19 protein-coding genes are annotated in these 14,748 nt (G+C 70.2%); 7 read left to right on the top strand and 12 right to left on the bottom strand.

Features of this window, described 5'->3' with window-relative positions; genetic code table 11:
• The first annotated feature begins 29 nt into the window (after positions 1–29).
• Positions 30–878: a class II fructose-bisphosphate aldolase gene (locus NOO62_RS18280; RefSeq protein ID WP_268771961.1), complete on the top strand. Its 849-nt coding sequence runs from the start codon at positions 30–32 to the stop codon at positions 876–878.
• A gap of 16 nt (positions 879–894) precedes the next feature.
• Here the strand turns inward: NOO62_RS18280 and NOO62_RS18285 are convergent, their stop codons facing one another.
• Positions 895–1,917, bottom strand: coding sequence for a carbohydrate-binding protein (locus NOO62_RS18285; protein WP_268771963.1), 1,023 nt, complete (start codon positions 1,915–1,917; stop codon positions 895–897).
• An 87-nt stretch (positions 1,918–2,004) separates the two neighbouring features.
• Positions 2,005–3,645, bottom strand: a complete 1,641-nt coding sequence (gene cdgB / locus NOO62_RS18290) for a diguanylate cyclase CdgB (RefSeq protein ID WP_268771964.1) — start codon at positions 3,643–3,645, stop codon at positions 2,005–2,007.
• Between the two features lie 504 nt (positions 3,646–4,149).
• Between cdgB and NOO62_RS18295 the strand changes: the two genes are divergently transcribed.
• Entirely contained in the window at positions 4,150–4,641 is a 492-nt protein-coding gene (locus NOO62_RS18295; RefSeq protein ID WP_414930995.1) for a flavin reductase family protein, read from the top strand.
• Positions 4,642–4,680: 39 nt separating this feature from the next.
• On the opposite strand, the gene arfB is transcribed toward NOO62_RS18295, so the two are convergent.
• The gene (arfB, locus tag NOO62_RS18300; protein WP_150217749.1) at positions 4,681–5,109 is read right to left on the bottom strand and encodes an alternative ribosome rescue aminoacyl-tRNA hydrolase ArfB; all 429 of its coding nucleotides are present in this window, start codon (positions 5,107–5,109) and stop codon (positions 4,681–4,683) included.
• A 187-nt stretch (positions 5,110–5,296) separates the two neighbouring features.
• Here arfB and NOO62_RS18305 point away from each other — a divergent pair, with 187 nt between their 5' ends.
• On the top strand, positions 5,297–5,872 hold the full coding sequence (locus tag NOO62_RS18305; RefSeq protein ID WP_055567315.1) for a TerD family protein: 576 nt from the start codon (positions 5,297–5,299) through the stop codon (positions 5,870–5,872).
• 119 nt (positions 5,873–5,991) lie between these two features.
• On the opposite strand, the gene NOO62_RS18310 is transcribed toward NOO62_RS18305, so the two are convergent.
• The 5 genes from NOO62_RS18310 to NOO62_RS18330 form a co-directional block, all read right to left on the bottom strand.
• Entirely contained in the window at positions 5,992–7,149 is a 1,158-nt protein-coding gene (locus NOO62_RS18310; protein ID WP_268771965.1) for a methyltransferase domain-containing protein, read from the bottom strand.
• Positions 7,146–7,427 (bottom strand): hypothetical protein, encoded by a 282-nt coding sequence (locus NOO62_RS18315; protein WP_268771966.1) that lies wholly within the window; start codon positions 7,425–7,427, stop codon positions 7,146–7,148. Before NOO62_RS18315 ends, NOO62_RS18310 begins: the two co-directional genes overlap by 4 nt.
• A 52-nt stretch (positions 7,428–7,479) precedes the next feature.
• On the bottom strand, positions 7,480–7,653 hold the full coding sequence (locus tag NOO62_RS18320) for a DUF397 domain-containing protein (protein WP_268771967.1): 174 nt from the start codon (positions 7,651–7,653) through the stop codon (positions 7,480–7,482).
• A 75-nt stretch (positions 7,654–7,728) separates the two neighbouring features.
• On the bottom strand, positions 7,729–7,959 hold the full coding sequence (locus tag NOO62_RS18325) for a DUF397 domain-containing protein (RefSeq protein ID WP_321170581.1): 231 nt from the start codon (positions 7,957–7,959) through the stop codon (positions 7,729–7,731).
• Complete coding sequence (locus NOO62_RS18330; RefSeq protein WP_268775681.1) at positions 7,956–8,810, bottom strand: helix-turn-helix domain-containing protein; 855 nt, start codon at positions 8,808–8,810, stop codon at positions 7,956–7,958. The genes NOO62_RS18325 and NOO62_RS18330 overlap by 4 nt, the downstream gene beginning before the upstream one ends.
• 221 nt (positions 8,811–9,031) lie before the next feature.
• On the opposite strand from NOO62_RS18330, the gene NOO62_RS18335 reads away from it, so the two are divergent.
• From NOO62_RS18335 to NOO62_RS18350, 4 genes are all read left to right on the top strand, one after another.
• Positions 9,032–9,454 (top strand): ATP-binding protein, encoded by a 423-nt coding sequence (locus NOO62_RS18335; RefSeq protein WP_268771969.1) that lies wholly within the window; start codon positions 9,032–9,034, stop codon positions 9,452–9,454.
• Between the two features lie 112 nt (positions 9,455–9,566).
• Positions 9,567–9,929, top strand: a complete 363-nt coding sequence (locus NOO62_RS18340) for a PadR family transcriptional regulator (RefSeq protein WP_268771970.1) — start codon at positions 9,567–9,569, stop codon at positions 9,927–9,929.
• Complete coding sequence (locus tag NOO62_RS18345) at positions 9,907–11,004, top strand: hypothetical protein (RefSeq protein ID WP_268771971.1); 1,098 nt, start codon at positions 9,907–9,909, stop codon at positions 11,002–11,004. The genes NOO62_RS18340 and NOO62_RS18345 overlap by 23 nt, the downstream gene beginning before the upstream one ends.
• Before the next feature lie 10 nt (positions 11,005–11,014).
• Positions 11,015–11,524: a GNAT family N-acetyltransferase gene (locus NOO62_RS18350; RefSeq protein WP_268771972.1), complete on the top strand. Its 510-nt coding sequence runs from the start codon at positions 11,015–11,017 to the stop codon at positions 11,522–11,524.
• A gap of 34 nt (positions 11,525–11,558) precedes the next feature.
• Here NOO62_RS18350 and NOO62_RS18355 read toward each other — a convergent pair whose 3' ends face one another.
• The 4 genes from NOO62_RS18355 to NOO62_RS18370 all read right to left on the bottom strand — a co-directional run bounded on the left by NOO62_RS18355 (position 11,559) and on the right by NOO62_RS18370 (position 14,628).
• Positions 11,559–12,992, bottom strand: coding sequence for a M1 family metallopeptidase (locus tag NOO62_RS18355; protein WP_414930849.1), 1,434 nt, complete (start codon positions 12,990–12,992; stop codon positions 11,559–11,561).
• Positions 12,993–13,065: 73 nt separating this feature from the next.
• Complete coding sequence (locus NOO62_RS18360) at positions 13,066–13,245, bottom strand: hypothetical protein (protein WP_268775981.1); 180 nt, start codon at positions 13,243–13,245, stop codon at positions 13,066–13,068.
• A 113-nt stretch (positions 13,246–13,358) separates the two neighbouring features.
• Complete coding sequence (locus NOO62_RS18365; protein ID WP_268771973.1) at positions 13,359–13,961, bottom strand: ankyrin repeat domain-containing protein; 603 nt, start codon at positions 13,959–13,961, stop codon at positions 13,359–13,361.
• Positions 13,962–14,070: 109 nt separating this feature from the next.
• Entirely contained in the window at positions 14,071–14,628 is a 558-nt protein-coding gene (locus NOO62_RS18370) for a GlcG/HbpS family heme-binding protein (protein WP_150184792.1), read from the bottom strand.
• Positions 14,629–14,748: the final 120 nt, after the last annotated feature.

The raw sequence follows: 14,748 nt of genomic DNA on the forward strand, positions 1-14,748 counted from the left end.
CAACCGGCCTGGAGCAATGGGAGAGAACCGTGCCACTGGTCAGCACCGGCGAACTCGTCTCGGAGGCCCGCGCCGCGGGTCACGGCGTCGCCGCGTTCAACGTCATCACCCTGGAGCACGCGGAGGCGGTCGCGCTGGGCGCGGAGCGGGCCGGGACCCCCGCCATCCTGCAGATATCGGAGAACGCGGTGAAGTTCCACGGCGGCCGCCTCTCCGCGATCGCGGCGGCGACGGCGGCGGTGGCCCGCGCCTCGTCGGCGCCGCTCTCGCTCCACCTGGACCACGTCACGGACGCCGAACTGCTGCGCGCCGCGCACCCCGAGGGGTTCAGCTCGGTGATGTTCGACGCGTCGAAGCTGTCGTACGGCGAGAACCTGAAGGCGACGGCGGACGCGGTCCGTTGGGGCCACGAGCGTGGCATCTGGGTCGAGGCGGAGCTCGGCAAGGTGGGCGGCAAGGAGGGTGAGGCGCCGCTGGACGCGCACACGCCGGGCGTGCGGACTGATCCGGCGGAGGCGGCCGCGTACGTCGCGGAGACGGGCGTGGACGCCCTCGCGGTGGCGGTGGGCTCCTCGCACGCGATGACGGAACGCACGGCATCCCTGGACCACGAGTTGATCGCCGCCCTCGCGGCCGCCGTACCCGTACCCCTCGTCCTGCACGGCTCAAGTGGCGTACCGGACGACGAGATCCGGCAGGCGATCACGTCCGGCATGGTGAAGATCAACGTGGGCACGGCCCTCAACGCGGCGTTCACGGGCGAGGTCCGCGCCTACCTCGGCGCCCACGAGACGGGCGTGGACCCCCGGAAATACCTCGCCCCGGCTCGCGAGGCGATGGCCGGGACGGTGGCGGGGTTCCTGGGGCTGCTGAAGTAGTCAGCAGCCCCGGCGGCTAGCCGTTGCTTCCCTCGACGAGCCACATCTGGTCGATGTTCGCTCCGGTCGTCCCGCACAGGTCGCTCTGTGCGCAGGTGAGGGTGACGGTGTTGGTGCCCTTGGTGAGCTGGACCACCGCCCAGGTGTTGGTCCAGCCCTTCTCCCAGTCCCCTTCCTCCGCGTGGGCGAAGTTCTTCATGTTCAGGGGACGGGTCTGCTTCTTGCCGTTGACGAGGATGGTGGCGTTGGAGTCCTTGCCCGGCACTCCGTAGTTCACGCGGAGGCTGTACGACCCGGCCTTCGGAATCCCGTCGACCGTCCACGTCAGCTGCGCGCCGACCTTGTCGAACCCGGCGACGTAGACCCCGCCGCCCGCCTTGGCGCCCTGTACGTCGGACGCCGTCGTCGTGCCGCCCTCCAGCTTCAGGGCCTTCGCGTCCGTCTCGGGGAGCTCCGCCTTCTTCTCGGGCTTCTTGGTCGGCTTGTCGCTGGGCTTGACGCTCTCGGCCTGCGACGGCGTGCTGCCCGCCCCCGCGTCCGAGCCCTTGTCGTCGTCGTTGCCGGTGATCAGCGCGGCGCCGATACCGAGCGCGACGACCGCGACGACGGCGACCGCCGCGATCAGCAGACCCTTGGTGTTCGGCCCGCGGCCACGGCCACCGCCACCCGCGGGCGCGTACTGCGGCGACGCGACGGGCGCACCGCCGGGCTGCGCCTCCGGGGCGGTGTAGTGGGCGTTGGGCTGCCCGTAGCCCTGCTGGGGCTGCTGGGCCTGCTGCTGGTGCGGGACCTGCTGGCCGTACGTCTGCTGGCCGTACGCCTGCTGACCGCCGTAGGTCTGCTGGCCGTACGCCGGGCGCCGGTCGCCTACCGCGCGGACGTGGTTGTACGAGGACCGGGGACCCGGGTACCCGTAGCCGCCCCCGCCGCTGGGCGGGGTCGCTCCGGCGGCCTGCCCGTCCTCGTACAGGTAGCCGAACGGATCGTCGTCGCCCTGCGGCGCGCTCGGCGTGTTCTCGCCGTTATTGCCGGGCGTCATTCCCTGGTCACTCCCTCACATCGCTGACGCGGGGAGCCTACCCGGTTCCCTGGTGGCCAAGGGGTGGCGTCGGCCTCATCCAGGGCGTTATCCGGCCCGCCTGTGCTGTTTGGCACGGGACCGTTTCTCCACGTACATCCGCTGGTCAGCGGAGTGCAACACTTCGTCGGCCGACATCCCGCAGTGGGCCCATCCGATGCCGAAACTCGCCCCTACGCGGACCGCTCTTCCGTCGACGCGGATCGGCGGGATGATCGCGTTCCGCAGCCGGACGGCGAGGTCCTGGGCGTCGGCGCGGCCGAGCCCGTCGGCGAGGACGACGAACTCGTCGCCGCCGAGCCGCGCCACGGTGTCCCCGTCCCGCACCCCGCTGGTCAGGCGGCGGGCGACCTCGATGAGGACGGCGTCGCCGGTGTGGTGGCCGAAGCGGTCGTTGATGGACTTGAAGCCGTCGAGGTCGCAGAAGAGGACCGCGAGGCCCTTCCTGCCGTCGTCCACGTCGCCGTCGCCGCCCTCGGGGGCGACAGTGTGGACGTGGTGGTCGAAGCCCTCTTCCTGCTGATGATGGGAGGCGTGCCCGAAGTCGAAGCCGTGTTCGTAGGCCGCGTCGAGGGAGTCCACCGCGCTGGGCTGGCCCGCGTGGGGCCTGCGACAGAGACGGGCACTGAGGCGGGCGCGGAGCTCGGCGGAGTTGGGCAGTCCGGTGAGGGAGTCGTGGCTGGCCCGGTGGGCGAGCTGCAGCTCGCGGCGCTTGCGGTCCTCGATGTCCTCGACGTGCGTGAGGAGGAAGCGGGGCCCGTCGGCGGCGTCGGCGACGACGGAGTTGCGCAGCGACACCCACACGTACGTGCTGTCGCGCCGTGCGAGCCGCAGTTCGGCGCGGCCGCCCTCGGCGCTGGTGCGCAGCAGGGTGCCGATGTCCTCGGGGTGGACGAGATCGGAGAACGAGTAGCGCCGCATGGCGGAGGCGGGCCGTCCGAGGAGGCGGCACAGCGCGTCGTTGGTGCGCAGGATCCGCCCGTGCTGGTCGCCGCCCATCTCGGCGATGGCCATGCCGGAGGGCGCGTACTCGAAGGCCTGCCGGAAGGACTCCTCGCTGGCCCGCAGTGCCTGCTGTTCCCTCTCCAGGCGGACCAGGGCGCGCTGCATGTTGGCCCGGAGGCGGGCGTTGCTGATCGCGATGGCGGCCTGGAAGGCGTACATCTGGAGGGCCTCGCGGCCCCAGGCGCCGGGCCTGCGGCCGTTGCGTGGCCGGTCCACGGAGATCACGCCGAGGAGTTCACCGCCGGCGGCCCCGGTCGCGTACATGGGGGCGAAGAGGCGGTCGGAGGGGTGCCACTCGTCCTCGAAGCGGGGCTCGGGGCCTTCGGTGTACCACTGCGGGACGTCGTCGTCGTCGAGGACCCAGCCCTCGGTGTACGAGATGAAGCGCAGGGCTCCCCAGGCCTCGCCCATGGCGAGCCGGCGCTCCCAGGCGTCGCGGGAGCCGACACGTCCGGTGATGAGGGCTTCGGCGGAGGGGTTGCCCGCGAAGGCGGCGACGACGAGGTCGCCGTCCGGGCGCACGAGATTGACGCAGGCCAATTCATAGCCAAGGCCGTTGACGACGCCGTCGGCGACGGTCTGCAGCGTGTCCGCCAGGCTCCGGGCCGTGTTCAGCTCCGCTACCACCTGGTGCAGCTGCCGCAGGGTCGCAAGACGGACGTACGGCTCCGACTCGGTCTCCATGCTCGTTCTCCCCGAGACCTCGACAGCAACTCCAGGATGCGCGGCGCCCGCAGTGTTTCTTCGGTGTGGACCTCTGTTGGCGGTGGTCTTCCGTGACCTTGACCTTGTGCCTTTGTGCCCTCAGTGTCTTTCACTGTCGTCCAGTGTCTTATTGCCACCGTCACTGAATCACAGCGAGCAGCTCACTCGGTACACAGGGTCAACAAAATATGGGTCCTGTGACTCAAGTCACAGGTGAGAAGCCGCCGTTGGTCCAGTCCCTTGGACTAGTCCACCGCAGGTCGTGGCACTCCGTGCCAGCTACGTCGCCTCCCGCGTCGGCCGGTCCGCCCTCAGTCCTAGGACCCCTCTGGGACCGGAGCCCGATGTTTTGTATGACACGCACGGGCTAGCTTCGACGATGTGGCTCACGTACTGAAGACTCTCCCGGCCCCGCCTGCCCCACGTTCCCCGTCATCGGATGGGCATGCTGATGGGGTGAGCAACGACGAGTTCCGCGCGGCGATGTCCCGCCTGGCCGCGGGCGTGGTCCTGGTGACGGCGCGCGAGCCCGGCCTGGACCCGGACGACCCGACCGCCCCGCTGGGCGAGGACGTGGGCATGACGGCCACGGCCTTCCTCTCCGTCTCCCTCGACCCTCCCCTGGTCATGGTCAGCCTGCGCGAGGGCTCCCGGATGGACGACCTGCTGGCCGAGCAGCCGCTGTGGGCGGTGTCGGTACTCGCCGAGAGCCAGCGGCACATCGCGGGCCGCTTCGCGATGAAGGGCCGCATCAGCGACCGCCTGCTCTTCGAGGACATCCCCTACGTACGGGGCGCGGCGTCCGGGGCCCCGATGGTGGGCGGCGCGCTGGCGACACTGGAGTGCCGCACGGAACAGACGGTGGCGGCGGGCGACCACACGCTGGTGATCGCCCGCGTACTGACGGCGTCGGTACCGGCCGGTGAGTCCGGTCCCCTCACCTACTTCCGCGGCCGCTACCGCCAACTGGGCTAGCGCGGCCCCGTCGGGGGACACCGATTCGACAGGGGCGCGTCAGCCCCAGCCCCGCCCGGAGCGCCCCCGCTTGGTCTCGCTCCGCTGTTTCTTGTTGCGAAGGCGCCGCTCGTTGATGCCGCGAGGAATCTTGGTGGCGCGCCGCGGCTTGGGCGGCGGCGCGGTCGCCTCGGCGAGCAGGGAGGCGAGCCGCGTCGCCGCCATCTCCCGGTTCCGCCACTGCGACCGGTGCTCGCTCGCGCGTACGGCGATGACGCCGTCGACGAGCCGCGGCCCGAGCCGTTCGAGGGCGCGCCGCTTCCACACCTCGGGCAGCGCGTCCGTGTTCGCGAGGTCGAACCGCAGCTCCACCTGGGAGTCACTGGTGTTCACGTGCTGCCCGCCCGGCCCCGAAGACCGCGAGAAACGCCACATGAGCTCGGCCTCGGGCAGGGAGACGGAGCCGCGGATGACATGGGGACCGGACATGCCCCTATGGTCCCGCGTCTGTCGGGCTCACGTCACACCCTTTTCGCACGTCTCTCCGCGGACACGGGTAAAGAAAGTAAAGCGATGCGGAACCCTGGGGACCCTGGTCCGCGTTGTTAGGGGTGACGGTAGCTTCGTCCCCAGTACGAAGCCCGTACGTATGCAACGAGGGAAGGGACTCCCAACAATGGCAGTAAGCCTGTCCAAGGGTGGCAACGTCTCGCTCACCAAGGAGGCTCCGGGCCTGACCGCCGTCACCGTGGGCCTCGGCTGGGACGTCCGCACCACCACTGGCACCGACTTCGACCTGGACGCCTCCGCGATCGCGGTGAACACCGAGGGCAAGGTCTACTCGGACGGTCACTTCGTCTTCTTCAACAACAAGGCGACGCCGGACCAGACCATCGTCCACACCGGTGACAACGTCACGGGCCAGGGCGAGGGCGACGACGAGCAGATCAACGTGAACCTCGCGGGCCTCCCGGCCGACATCGAGAAGATCGTCTTCCCGGTCTCGATCTACGACGCCGAGAACCGCTCGCAGAACTTCGGCCAGGTGCGGAACGCCTTCATCCGCATCATCAACCAGGCCGGTGGCACGGAGATCGCGCGCTACGACCTCTCCGAGGACGCCGCCACCGAGACCGCCATGGTCTTCGGCGAGCTGTACCGCAACGGCGCCGAGTGGAAGTTCCGCGCGGTCGGCCAGGGCTACGCCTCGGGCCTGGTCGGCATCGCCCAGGACTTCGGCGTCAACGTCTGAGTCGACGCCTGACGGCACCAGGGCCCCGACCCTGACCGTACGAAGGGCCCCGGCAGCACCGCTGCCGGGGCCCTTCGGCATCCGCGCCCCTGATCGATGACCGCAGGTCCGGGGCAGTGTCAGATGGTGAAGCGCCATGACTCGTCAGGAGTCAGCAGGTGGCTGCCCTCGGGGGGGAGTTCCGCGCGCATCGAGTGCAGAGAGAACCTGCCGTTCTCCTCCCATCTCCTGCGAACACGTTCCAGAGCGTCCCAGAGCCGGCGGGGACCACCCTGGTGCACCAGGGGCGACGGTCCATCCTCGGCCCGGGCCCATGAGCCGTCCGCGGCGAGCAGCCACACCACGCGCCGACCGTCGTCCGGGTACGTGGCCGCGCGGGTCTCGACCCCGGGTGTGTCCAGCTCGAACAGCCACCGGAGCGGCCATTCCTGCCACAGGTCGGGAATCGCCCCCTCGGGGGTCCGTACGTCATCGCCCGTGCGTACTCGGGCGGTCACGAACACGTCGTCCAGCTTCCCCGGGTAGTCCGCTTCGCGCCGGGTCTCCATGAACGTCGCCGGATCGGGCTGCACCGTGCCCCGCGCGATTCCGTCCGTGCCCATGTCCGCTGTGATCAGCAGGGCGGTGTGCGCAACGGTCGTGACGACTCGTCCCTCGGGGGAGAGCGCGCGGAGCCACGAGGCGGGGACGGGCCGCACGGAAACGGTCGCCATGATGCGGTCGTACTCGTCATCGGGGAGTTCCCCCGTCGCGTCGACAGCTTCCAGTCGAGGGGCTCGCCCGAACTCGGCGAGACGCGCACGGGCAACCTCGACCAAGTACGGGTCCACGTCCACGCTCGTCACGTGCTCGTCCCCGAAGCGGCGCGCGAACAGACCGGCGGAGTACCCGGAACCGGTGCCCACGTCGAGCACACGTTGCCCGGGCTGCACGTCGAGCCGATGAGCCATGGACACGATGAGTCCCGGCAGCGTGCTGGACGACGTGGGGTCACCCTGCGCACGCTCACCCGGGGCCGCGTGGTCGGCGTGCGTGGGGCCGACGCGGGTTACCAGCGTCTCGTCCGTGTAGGCGGCGTGCAGAAGCTCGGCGGAGCTCTCGGGCGGGCTCACCAGCTCCCACACCTGCGTGGGACTGTTCGGGATGCGCTGCCACCAGCGCGGGACGAGTTGGTGGCGCGGGGTGTTGCTGACGGCTTCATGCCATCCGGGCGCGTTCGCGGTCACCCTGTCGGCGAGGGCACGAGCGGCGTCGGCCCATGCGGGCGCTTCGGTCATGCGGTCTCTCCTTGTAGTGCGTCCGCCATGGCTTCAACGAGCGGCACCCCGGCCTTGACAGCAAGCCAGTGCCACTGGCCGTTGGGGTTCACTTCGAAGAAGACCCAACGCCCCTCGGGGGTGACGGCGAAGTCCAGCGCACCGAAGAACAGGCCGAGATCGGCCATGAGACTGCGGACCCGCTTCTCGACCTCGCGTGAGGTGTTCCGTGTGCTGTCGTCCCTGCACCGCAGGAGCAACGCAGAGTTGTTGAGGTTGTCGAAGCTGTCGGGGATCAAGGTCTAGCCGAGGCGCGCGATCTCCTGACGTGACTCAGCACCTGCCGTCGAGTCAGCGGGACTTCTGCCAGCGGACCAAGGCGTTCAGGCGCGCGGGCGTGGTGGCTATCACCGTGTCCGGGTCGTCGCTCTCGCGGAGGAGGAGGTGCTCCTCGTCTCGGGCGAGCTCGACGCAGTTCTCGGCGTCGATACCCGAGAAGGACGACTTCTGCCATTGCCTCGGCATAGAAGGGGACCTCATAGCTCTCTCGCAATCCGGTGGATGAGTTGCCAGGACTCCTGCACGCTCAGTGAGACACGTTCAGCGGTGTCGAGCAGGCTCCCGAACCTTTGGACTTCGGCGCTGGGACTTCTGCCAGCGGACCAAGGCGTTCAGGCGCGCGGGCGTGGTGGCTATCACCGTGTCCGGGTCGTCGCTCTCGCGGAGGAGGAGGTGCCCTTCGACGCTGGCCAGTTCGACACAGTTCGGACCCTCCACGCCTGAGAAGGACGACTTCTGCCACTGCGTGCCAGGCATTTCTCGACCTCTCATAGCTCTCGCACGATGCGGCGGATGAGATGGCGGGACTCCACCTCGGACAACGAGGACTGCTCGGCCAAGTCCAGAAGCCTTCTGTACCTCTTTAGTTCAGCGGCGGCACCGATGAAGAGACCGCCCACGGGACTGTCCATCTGCACGGTATCCAACTGCGGCACGACGCCTCCCGCGTACAGCAGAGGGCTGGTCACCTCGATGAAGTGCTCGTTGGTGAACGGGATGACCCGGACCGTCACCGACGGCCAGTCCGAAGCCTCCAGCAAGTACTTCAGCTGCCCCTTGGCGACCTTTCGGCCGCCGAAGCGCATACGCAACGCCGCCTCGTGCACGATCGCTTCGAATGGTGGCGGCACGTCCCGCTCGAAGATCCTCCGGCGCCTCAGCCGGTACTCCACGCGTACGTCGACTTCCGCAGCGGGCAGCGTGGAAGCGCGGCTGCCGTGCAGCGCTCGCACGTACTCCTCGGTCTGGAGAACACCGGGCACATTCAGCGTCTGAACGCTGCGCAGACACGTCGCGTGATGCTCCAACTCCGCGATGTTCAGGAACCCCGGTGCCAGCACACCCCTGTACTCGTCCCACCAACCCTGCCCGCGCGACTCCCCCGCGATGACGCAAAGCGCATCGACCAGCTTCACGTCGTCGCACGAGTAGAACGCCGCGAGGCGCCGGATCCGCTCCTCGCTGATCCCGATGCGGCCCGACTCCATGTGGCTGATCTTCGCCTGGTCGGTGGATAGCAGACCTGCGGCTTCACGTGCCGTCCTGCCTGCCAGTTCCCTCAACTTCCGGAGTTCGGCGCCCAGTCTGACCTGTCGAGCGGTGGGGTTTTCTCTCAGCGGCATCGTCACTTTCCCTTCGGGTCCGAGTCTGCCGTGTCGCGATGAGCCGGTCCACTCACTCGGGTGAACCCGAAGCGACAACCTTGCCCCTGGGCAAGGTTGTCCCTACTTTCGAGGTCAACCGCACGGCCCGCCAGTGAACCCGCAGAGCAGTCGCCGCCCCGGGCGACCAAGCCACGGTGGCTCGCCGCACACCAGCCTTTCCCGCAAAGGGAGTTGACCTGATGGATGACCAGCCGAGCAGAACGTCGCAGACCTACCGTCTCACCACCCCCAACACCCCCCTCTCCCCCAAGATCTGCCGCGACACCGTCGCGATGCTCCTCACCGCCAACGGCCACCGGCCCGACCTCACCGACACCGCCCGCACCCTCGTCTCCGAGATCGTGACCAACGCCGTGACGCACACAGGCTCACTGACCATCGACCTGGAGACCGTGGTCCTGCGCGACGGCGTGCGCGTCGCCGTGTACGACGATCACGCGGCCACCGAACCCCTCGCCGCGCTCGACGTTTCGCGGGACAGCGAGCACGGGCGTGGGTTGCTGCTCGTGCAGGCCCTTGCCGACGACTGGGGCGTAGCGCCTGCGGCTCGGCCTCACGGTGAGGGCGGTGAGGGCAAGAACGTCTGGTTCGAGCTTCGGTGAGATGGCAGCGGTGACGGTGACGGGACAGGGTTGTACAGATGGGCGACTATTCTGGATACTGGAATAGTTCGCGAAACCGAAGACACGAACCATCCGCCGAAGAGAGGAACCCGTGGCCGACGCCCCACCCACCGCCTGGACCCGCGCCGCGCTCCCCCTCTGCCTGCTCGGCATCCTCGACGGCGAGCCGAAGAGCTACGGGTACGCCCTGCTCAGTCGGCTCGGCGACGCGGGGCTCGACGGGGTGAAGCCCGCGACCCTCTATCCCGCCCTCACGCGCCTCGAAGAGGAAGGCGCCGTCGAGGTCGAGTGGGGGGCGGGCGACGGCGGACCAGGGCGGAAGTACTACCGGATCACCGAGGAGGGGCGGGCGAGACTGCGGCGTGACCAGGCCGCTTGGGGGAACTTCTCCCGTACCGTCGCCTCGCTCCTGCCGGCCGAGGGGGAAGCACATGAGCAAGACACCCGCAGCTGAGATCAGTTGGGCGCGCAAGGAGGACGAGGACTGGGCCGACACCGTCCAGGTGCGGCTCGCCTTCGACGAGGAGGTGCCGGTCGGGTTCGCCGATGAGGTGCTCGCCGAGGCACGTCAGCTCGTCGAGGAGGCCGGGCAGCCCGCCCGTGAGGTGTTCGGGGACCCGACCTCGTACGCCCGTGGCGTCGCCGCCGAACGGGTCAGCGAGACGTACCGGGCCGGGATCGACACGCGTGGGCTGCGGCCCGCCGAGCGGCTCGGCGCCGCGCTCGGCTCCATGGGGTTCCTCGTGTTCGCCGTCTTCGGTCTCGTCTGGATCCAGGACGGGCTGTGGGTCGGGGTGAACTGGTCCTCGGTCGCGGGGCTCACGGGGATCGGCGTCGCAGTCAGCGCGGGGTGCGTCGCCTTCGTCGCCCGTGCCGCCGGGCTGTTCCGGGGCATGTGGTGGTTCCTGGCGGGAGCGGCCGTCGCCCTCGCCGCCACCATCGCCCTCGCCAACACGCTCTCCGACGAGCGGCTGTTCCGCGTGCCCGCGCCGGTCCTCATGCTGCTCGGCATCCCGCTGGCCGTCGCCGCGTTCCTGCTGCCCGAGGAGAGGATCAACGGCTGGTTCACGCCGTCCCGGCCGGTCGGTGGCCTGGACGACGAGCAGTGGCTGGCGCGCCTGGACGGGCTGCTGCGCGGGCGGCACGGCATGAAGGCCGCCGAGGCCCGCGCCCACGTGGAGGAGGTGCGGCAGCATCTCGCGGCAACCGAAAAGCACGACGCCTACGGGCGCGCCGAGCACCTCTTCGGTGACGTCGCGATCTACGCCCTGCGCCTCTCCGAAGGCCCGCGCAGACAGCAGCGCATCACACGCCAGAAGTTCTACGGCGCCCTCACCTCCGCCGTGTTCTTCGGCGTCCTCACCGTCGACAAACTGCTCGACCCGCAGGAACGCTCGTCCGGCTGGGTCGCCTGCTTCGTGGGCGCGTTCGGCTGCGCGGCCTGGGGCGCCTTCAGTGAATGGCGCGCCCTGCGCAAGCAACGCGCGGCGCTCACGGACCTCGCGGGCCCCGCAGCCACCAAGCCTTAACCTGCCCCGCATGATCCTCGAACCGCTCGTCGCCGTCGACGGCGCGCTGCCCGGCCACCTCCTCACCGAGGTGACCGGGCTCTACGCGTCGAACCGCGCGTTCTTCGCGCTCAGCGGCGACTTCCCCGACCCCGACGACATCCGCGTCGAGCGGGTCGCCAAGGCCCTCGCGGACGAGCTCGCGCACCCGGACGCCGAGGTGCTGCTCGCGCGCTCGCGGGGCCGTCTCGTCGGCGTCGTCCTCACGCTCGCCCACCACCCGGACCCCACCGACCCCGACCCGTGGATCGGGCTGCTCCTGGTCGACGCGGACCTGCACCGCACGGGCGTGGGGCGGGAGGTGACGGCGCTCGTCGAGGAGCGGTTCCGGGCGGCGGGACGCGACGCCGTACGCCTCGCCGTCCTGGAGAACAACCCGAAGGCGCTCCGCTTCTGGACCGCGCTCGGCTACCTCGTCATCGGGCACCGCGAGGACCGCGCCCTGCACCGCCCGTGCGCGGTCCTGCGCAAGCCCCTCTGACACACGGGCCGGGGGCGGCCCGGTGACACACGGGTCAGGGGCGGTCCGGCTTTCCGTCCCCGTACAGCCAGTCGCCCCAGATCTTGCTGACCTCGTCGCGCGCGTCGTCGCCGCCCGCGTTCTGCTCGACGTACTCCGTGAAGTCCTTGGTGTCCGCGTTCTTGTGCCGGTACGTCTTCGTCCAGCCCTGCACGATGTCGTAGAACGTGTCGTCGCCGACGGCCTGACGGATCTTGTGGATGACCATGGCGGCCCGTTCGTAGACGGGCGGGTCGGAGATGCTCGCGGCGTCCGTGGGCCTGGCGGGCGGGAACGCCCAGATCGCTTCGTTGTCCGCCTTGTCCTCGTAGTAGTCGCCCTTGTAGAGCGCGTCGAAGGTCTTCTGGGCGCTGTCCCCGTCGTGGTCCTCGTCGTACAGCCACGTCGCGTACGTCGCGAAGCCCTCGTTGAGCCACATGTCGCGCCACGACTTGGGCGTGACGGAGTTGCCGAACCACTGGTGGGCCAGCTCGTGGACGAGGAGGTCGGTGTCGGGGGCACCCGGGAAGACGGGGCGGTTCTGGGTCTCAAGCGCGTAGCCCGCGTCGTCCTCGCGGTCGACGATCGCTCCGGCGGAGGAGAAGGGGTAGGGGCCGAAGTTGTACTCGGACCACTCGATGACGTCCGGGATCTTCGCAAGGACCTTCTTGCTCGCCTTCGCCTGCGAGGGGTCGACGGCCGTGATGACGGGCAGCCCGTCCTCCGTCGTCGACGTCTGCATCTCGTACTCGCCGATGGCCACGGTCGCCAGGTAGCTCGCCATGGGTTCGGCGCTGTGCCAGGCGAACGTGGTGCGGCCGTTCTTCGTCGACTCGCGCGTCAACTCGCCGTTGGAGACGGCCTTCAGGCCCTTGGGAACGGTGACCTGTATGTCGTACGAGGCCTTGTCGCTCGGGTGATGATTGCCGGGGAACCACGCCATCGACCCGGCCGGTTCGCCGAGCGCGAGCGCGCCGTCGTCCGTCTTGAGCCAGCCCTCTTCGGCGCCGTCGTCGTCGGTGATGGTCTCCGGAGTGCCGGAGTAGCGGACGACCGCGCGGAACGTCTCGCCCCGGTCGAGCTCGTCGGCCGGGCGGACCCGCAGCTCGTGGCCCGCGCGCTGGAAGCGGGCGGCCTTGCCCTCGACGGTGATGCCGGAGACGTCCAGGCCCTTGAGGTCCAGGTCGAAGGAGCTGAGGTTCTTGGTGGCGCGGGCGGTGATCTCCGCGGTCCCGGTGAGGTGCCGGGAGTCGGGGTCGTAGCCGAGGGTCAGGCCGTAGTGCGCCACGTCGTAGCCGCCGTTGCCCAGCTTGGGGAAGTACGGGTCGCGCAGGCCGTCGGCGCCCGGCGTGCCGTCGACACCCGCGCCGCTGCAGCCGGCGACGGTCGCGAGCAGGGTGAGGGCACAGGTGGCGGTGGCGGCTCGGGCGGCCGTGGATCGCAGTTGCACGCCGGTGATCTTATGCGGCAAATGTTCGGGGCGGGGCGGTATGGCCGCCGCCCGGTGTCGCGGCGGAGTCAGGTCAGAGCACCGCGACGCCCAACGGTCGCTCCCCGGCCGGGAGTCGGCGCACCGAGCCGTCCTCCGCGTCGACGACCGAGATGCCGTTCCCATAGCCGTCGCGGGTGAAGCCGCCCGTGACGTACGCGGTGCGGCCGGCCGCGGACACGGCGACGTACGCGGTACGGCAGTCCGCGGACACGGCGACCTACGCGGTACGGCCGTCCGCGGACTCGGCGACGTCCTCGTGCGGGCCGCGTGCCAGTACGGCCGTCGTGGCGGCGAGCGCCCGCCGCCGGGCTGCCGCGGGCGCCTTCATGACACGTTCCGCAGCAGCGCCGCGATGCGGTCGAAACCGCGCCGCTCGGCATGCGCGAGCGGGGTGACGCCGTCCCGGTCCGCGAGGTCCGGCGTCGCGCCCGCGGCGAGGAGCAGCTCGACTATCTCCTGGTGCGCGCGGCCGCCGTCGCCGAGGATCACGGCTTCGAGGAGGGCCGTCCAGCCGAGGTCGTTGACGTGGTCGACGTCGGTGTCGGTGACACGCAGCACTTCCCGTACGTACGCGACATGCCCGCGCTCCGACGCGGGGATCACGGAGATCCCGCCGAAGCGGTTGCGCAGCTTCAGGTCAGGTCCCGCGGGCAGCAGTACGCGCAACATGGCGACGCTGCCCGTCACGCCGGTGACCAGCCACGGACTGTCGGAACGGTGGTCCTGCGCGTTGACGTCGGCACCGGCGGCGACAAGTACGCGGGCCGCCTCCACGTGGTCGCCGGTGGCGGCGAGCAGCAGCGGGCTGCGCAGCTCGGTGTCGCGTGCCTCGACGCGGGCGCCCTCGTCGAGGGCGGCGGTCACTTCGGCGGCGTTCCCGGCCCGGGCGGCGTCGAGCAGCCGCCGGTCGGCAGCGGTGGTGTTCATGGCGGATCTCCTCGTCGTGCGGGCCCCCGCGCGGACGGGCGCGGGGACCGGGAACAGCCTGCGCAGGAAGATGGTCAGCGGTCGCGCGCGCTCAGCGGTTGCGTGCGGCTCAGCGGTTGAGCGCCGCCACGCCCGCCTTCGCGAACTTCTCGTCCAGGTCGCCGCTCGGGGCGCCCGCGACACCGATGCCCGCGACGGGCGCGCCCTTGGCGGTGACCGGCGCGCCGCCCGCGAGGAACAGGGTGCCGGGGATGTCCTTCAGGTTCGGGGCCTGCTCCAGGCGCTTGGTCAGCTCGGAGGTGGGCGCGTTCCAGGACACGGCGGTGTACGCCTTCTTCACGGCGGACTCGGGGGACTGCGGGCCCGCGCCGTCGCCGCGCAGCTCGACGATGGTGTTGCCGTTGCGGTCGACGACGGCGACGGAGACGCGCTGGTTCTCCTTCTTCGCCGCGTCGAGGGTGGCCTGCGCGGCCTTGGTGGCGGCGGCGACGGTGAGGTGCGTGGACTGCGTCAGGTTCTTGTTGCCCGCGTCGGCGGTGACGGCGGCCTTCGAGGCGGCGTCGGGGGTGCCTGCGGTGGCGGAGACGGCACCGAAGGTACCGGCGCCGAGGACGGCGGCGGTGGCGGCGACGGTGAGGACGCGGGTGCGGCGGGAGAGCTTCTGCATCGGGGGCTCCTGGGGTGGTGGTCCGTGGAAGTGGGGTTCGAGGGGAGGTGCTTCCCTCTGCCATCCATCCTCAGCTCGCATCCACGCCCCACCCCTCCACGTACCGGCTCGCTGCCGCGC

Source organism: Streptomyces sp. Je 1-369 (genome assembly GCF_026810505.1).
GTDB lineage: Bacteria > Actinomycetota > Actinomycetes > Streptomycetales > Streptomycetaceae > Streptomyces.

Bases quoted from the DNA above. Each gene is read 5' to 3' on its own strand.
- NOO62_RS18310 (WP_268771965.1), bottom strand. From the start codon at position 7,149: ATGACCGAAGCGCCCGCATGGGCCGACGCCGCTCGTGCCCTCGCCGAC.
- NOO62_RS18350 (WP_268771972.1), top strand. From the start codon at position 11,015: ATGATCCTCGAACCGCTCGTCGCCGTCGACGGCGCGCTGCCCGGCCAC.
- cdgB (WP_268771964.1), bottom strand. From the start codon at position 3,645: ATGGAGACCGAGTCGGAGCCGTACGTCCGTCTTGCGACCCTGCGGCAG.
- NOO62_RS18320 (WP_268771967.1), bottom strand. From the start codon at position 7,653: ATGCCGAGGCAATGGCAGAAGTCGTCCTTCTCGGGTATCGACGCCGAG.
- NOO62_RS18330 (WP_268775681.1), bottom strand. From the start codon at position 8,810: ATGCCGCTGAGAGAAAACCCCACCGCTCGACAGGTCAGACTGGGCGCC.
- NOO62_RS18345 (WP_268771971.1), top strand. From the start codon at position 9,907: ATGAGCAAGACACCCGCAGCTGAGATCAGTTGGGCGCGCAAGGAGGAC.
- NOO62_RS18295 (WP_414930995.1), top strand. From the start codon at position 4,150: ATGTCCCGCCTGGCCGCGGGCGTGGTCCTGGTGACGGCGCGCGAGCCC.
- arfB (WP_150217749.1), bottom strand. From the start codon at position 5,109: ATGTCCGGTCCCCATGTCATCCGCGGCTCCGTCTCCCTGCCCGAGGCC.
- NOO62_RS18305 (WP_055567315.1), top strand. From the start codon at position 5,297: ATGGCAGTAAGCCTGTCCAAGGGTGGCAACGTCTCGCTCACCAAGGAG.
- NOO62_RS18335 (WP_268771969.1), top strand. From the start codon at position 9,032: ATGGATGACCAGCCGAGCAGAACGTCGCAGACCTACCGTCTCACCACC.
- NOO62_RS18285 (WP_268771963.1), bottom strand. From the start codon at position 1,917: ATGACGCCCGGCAATAACGGCGAGAACACGCCGAGCGCGCCGCAGGGC.
- NOO62_RS18370 (WP_150184792.1), bottom strand. From the start codon at position 14,628: ATGCAGAAGCTCTCCCGCCGCACCCGCGTCCTCACCGTCGCCGCCACC.
- NOO62_RS18325 (WP_321170581.1), bottom strand. From the start codon at position 7,959: ATGAGAGGTCGAGAAATGCCTGGCACGCAGTGGCAGAAGTCGTCCTTC.
- NOO62_RS18365 (WP_268771973.1), bottom strand. From the start codon at position 13,961: ATGAACACCACCGCTGCCGACCGGCGGCTGCTCGACGCCGCCCGGGCC.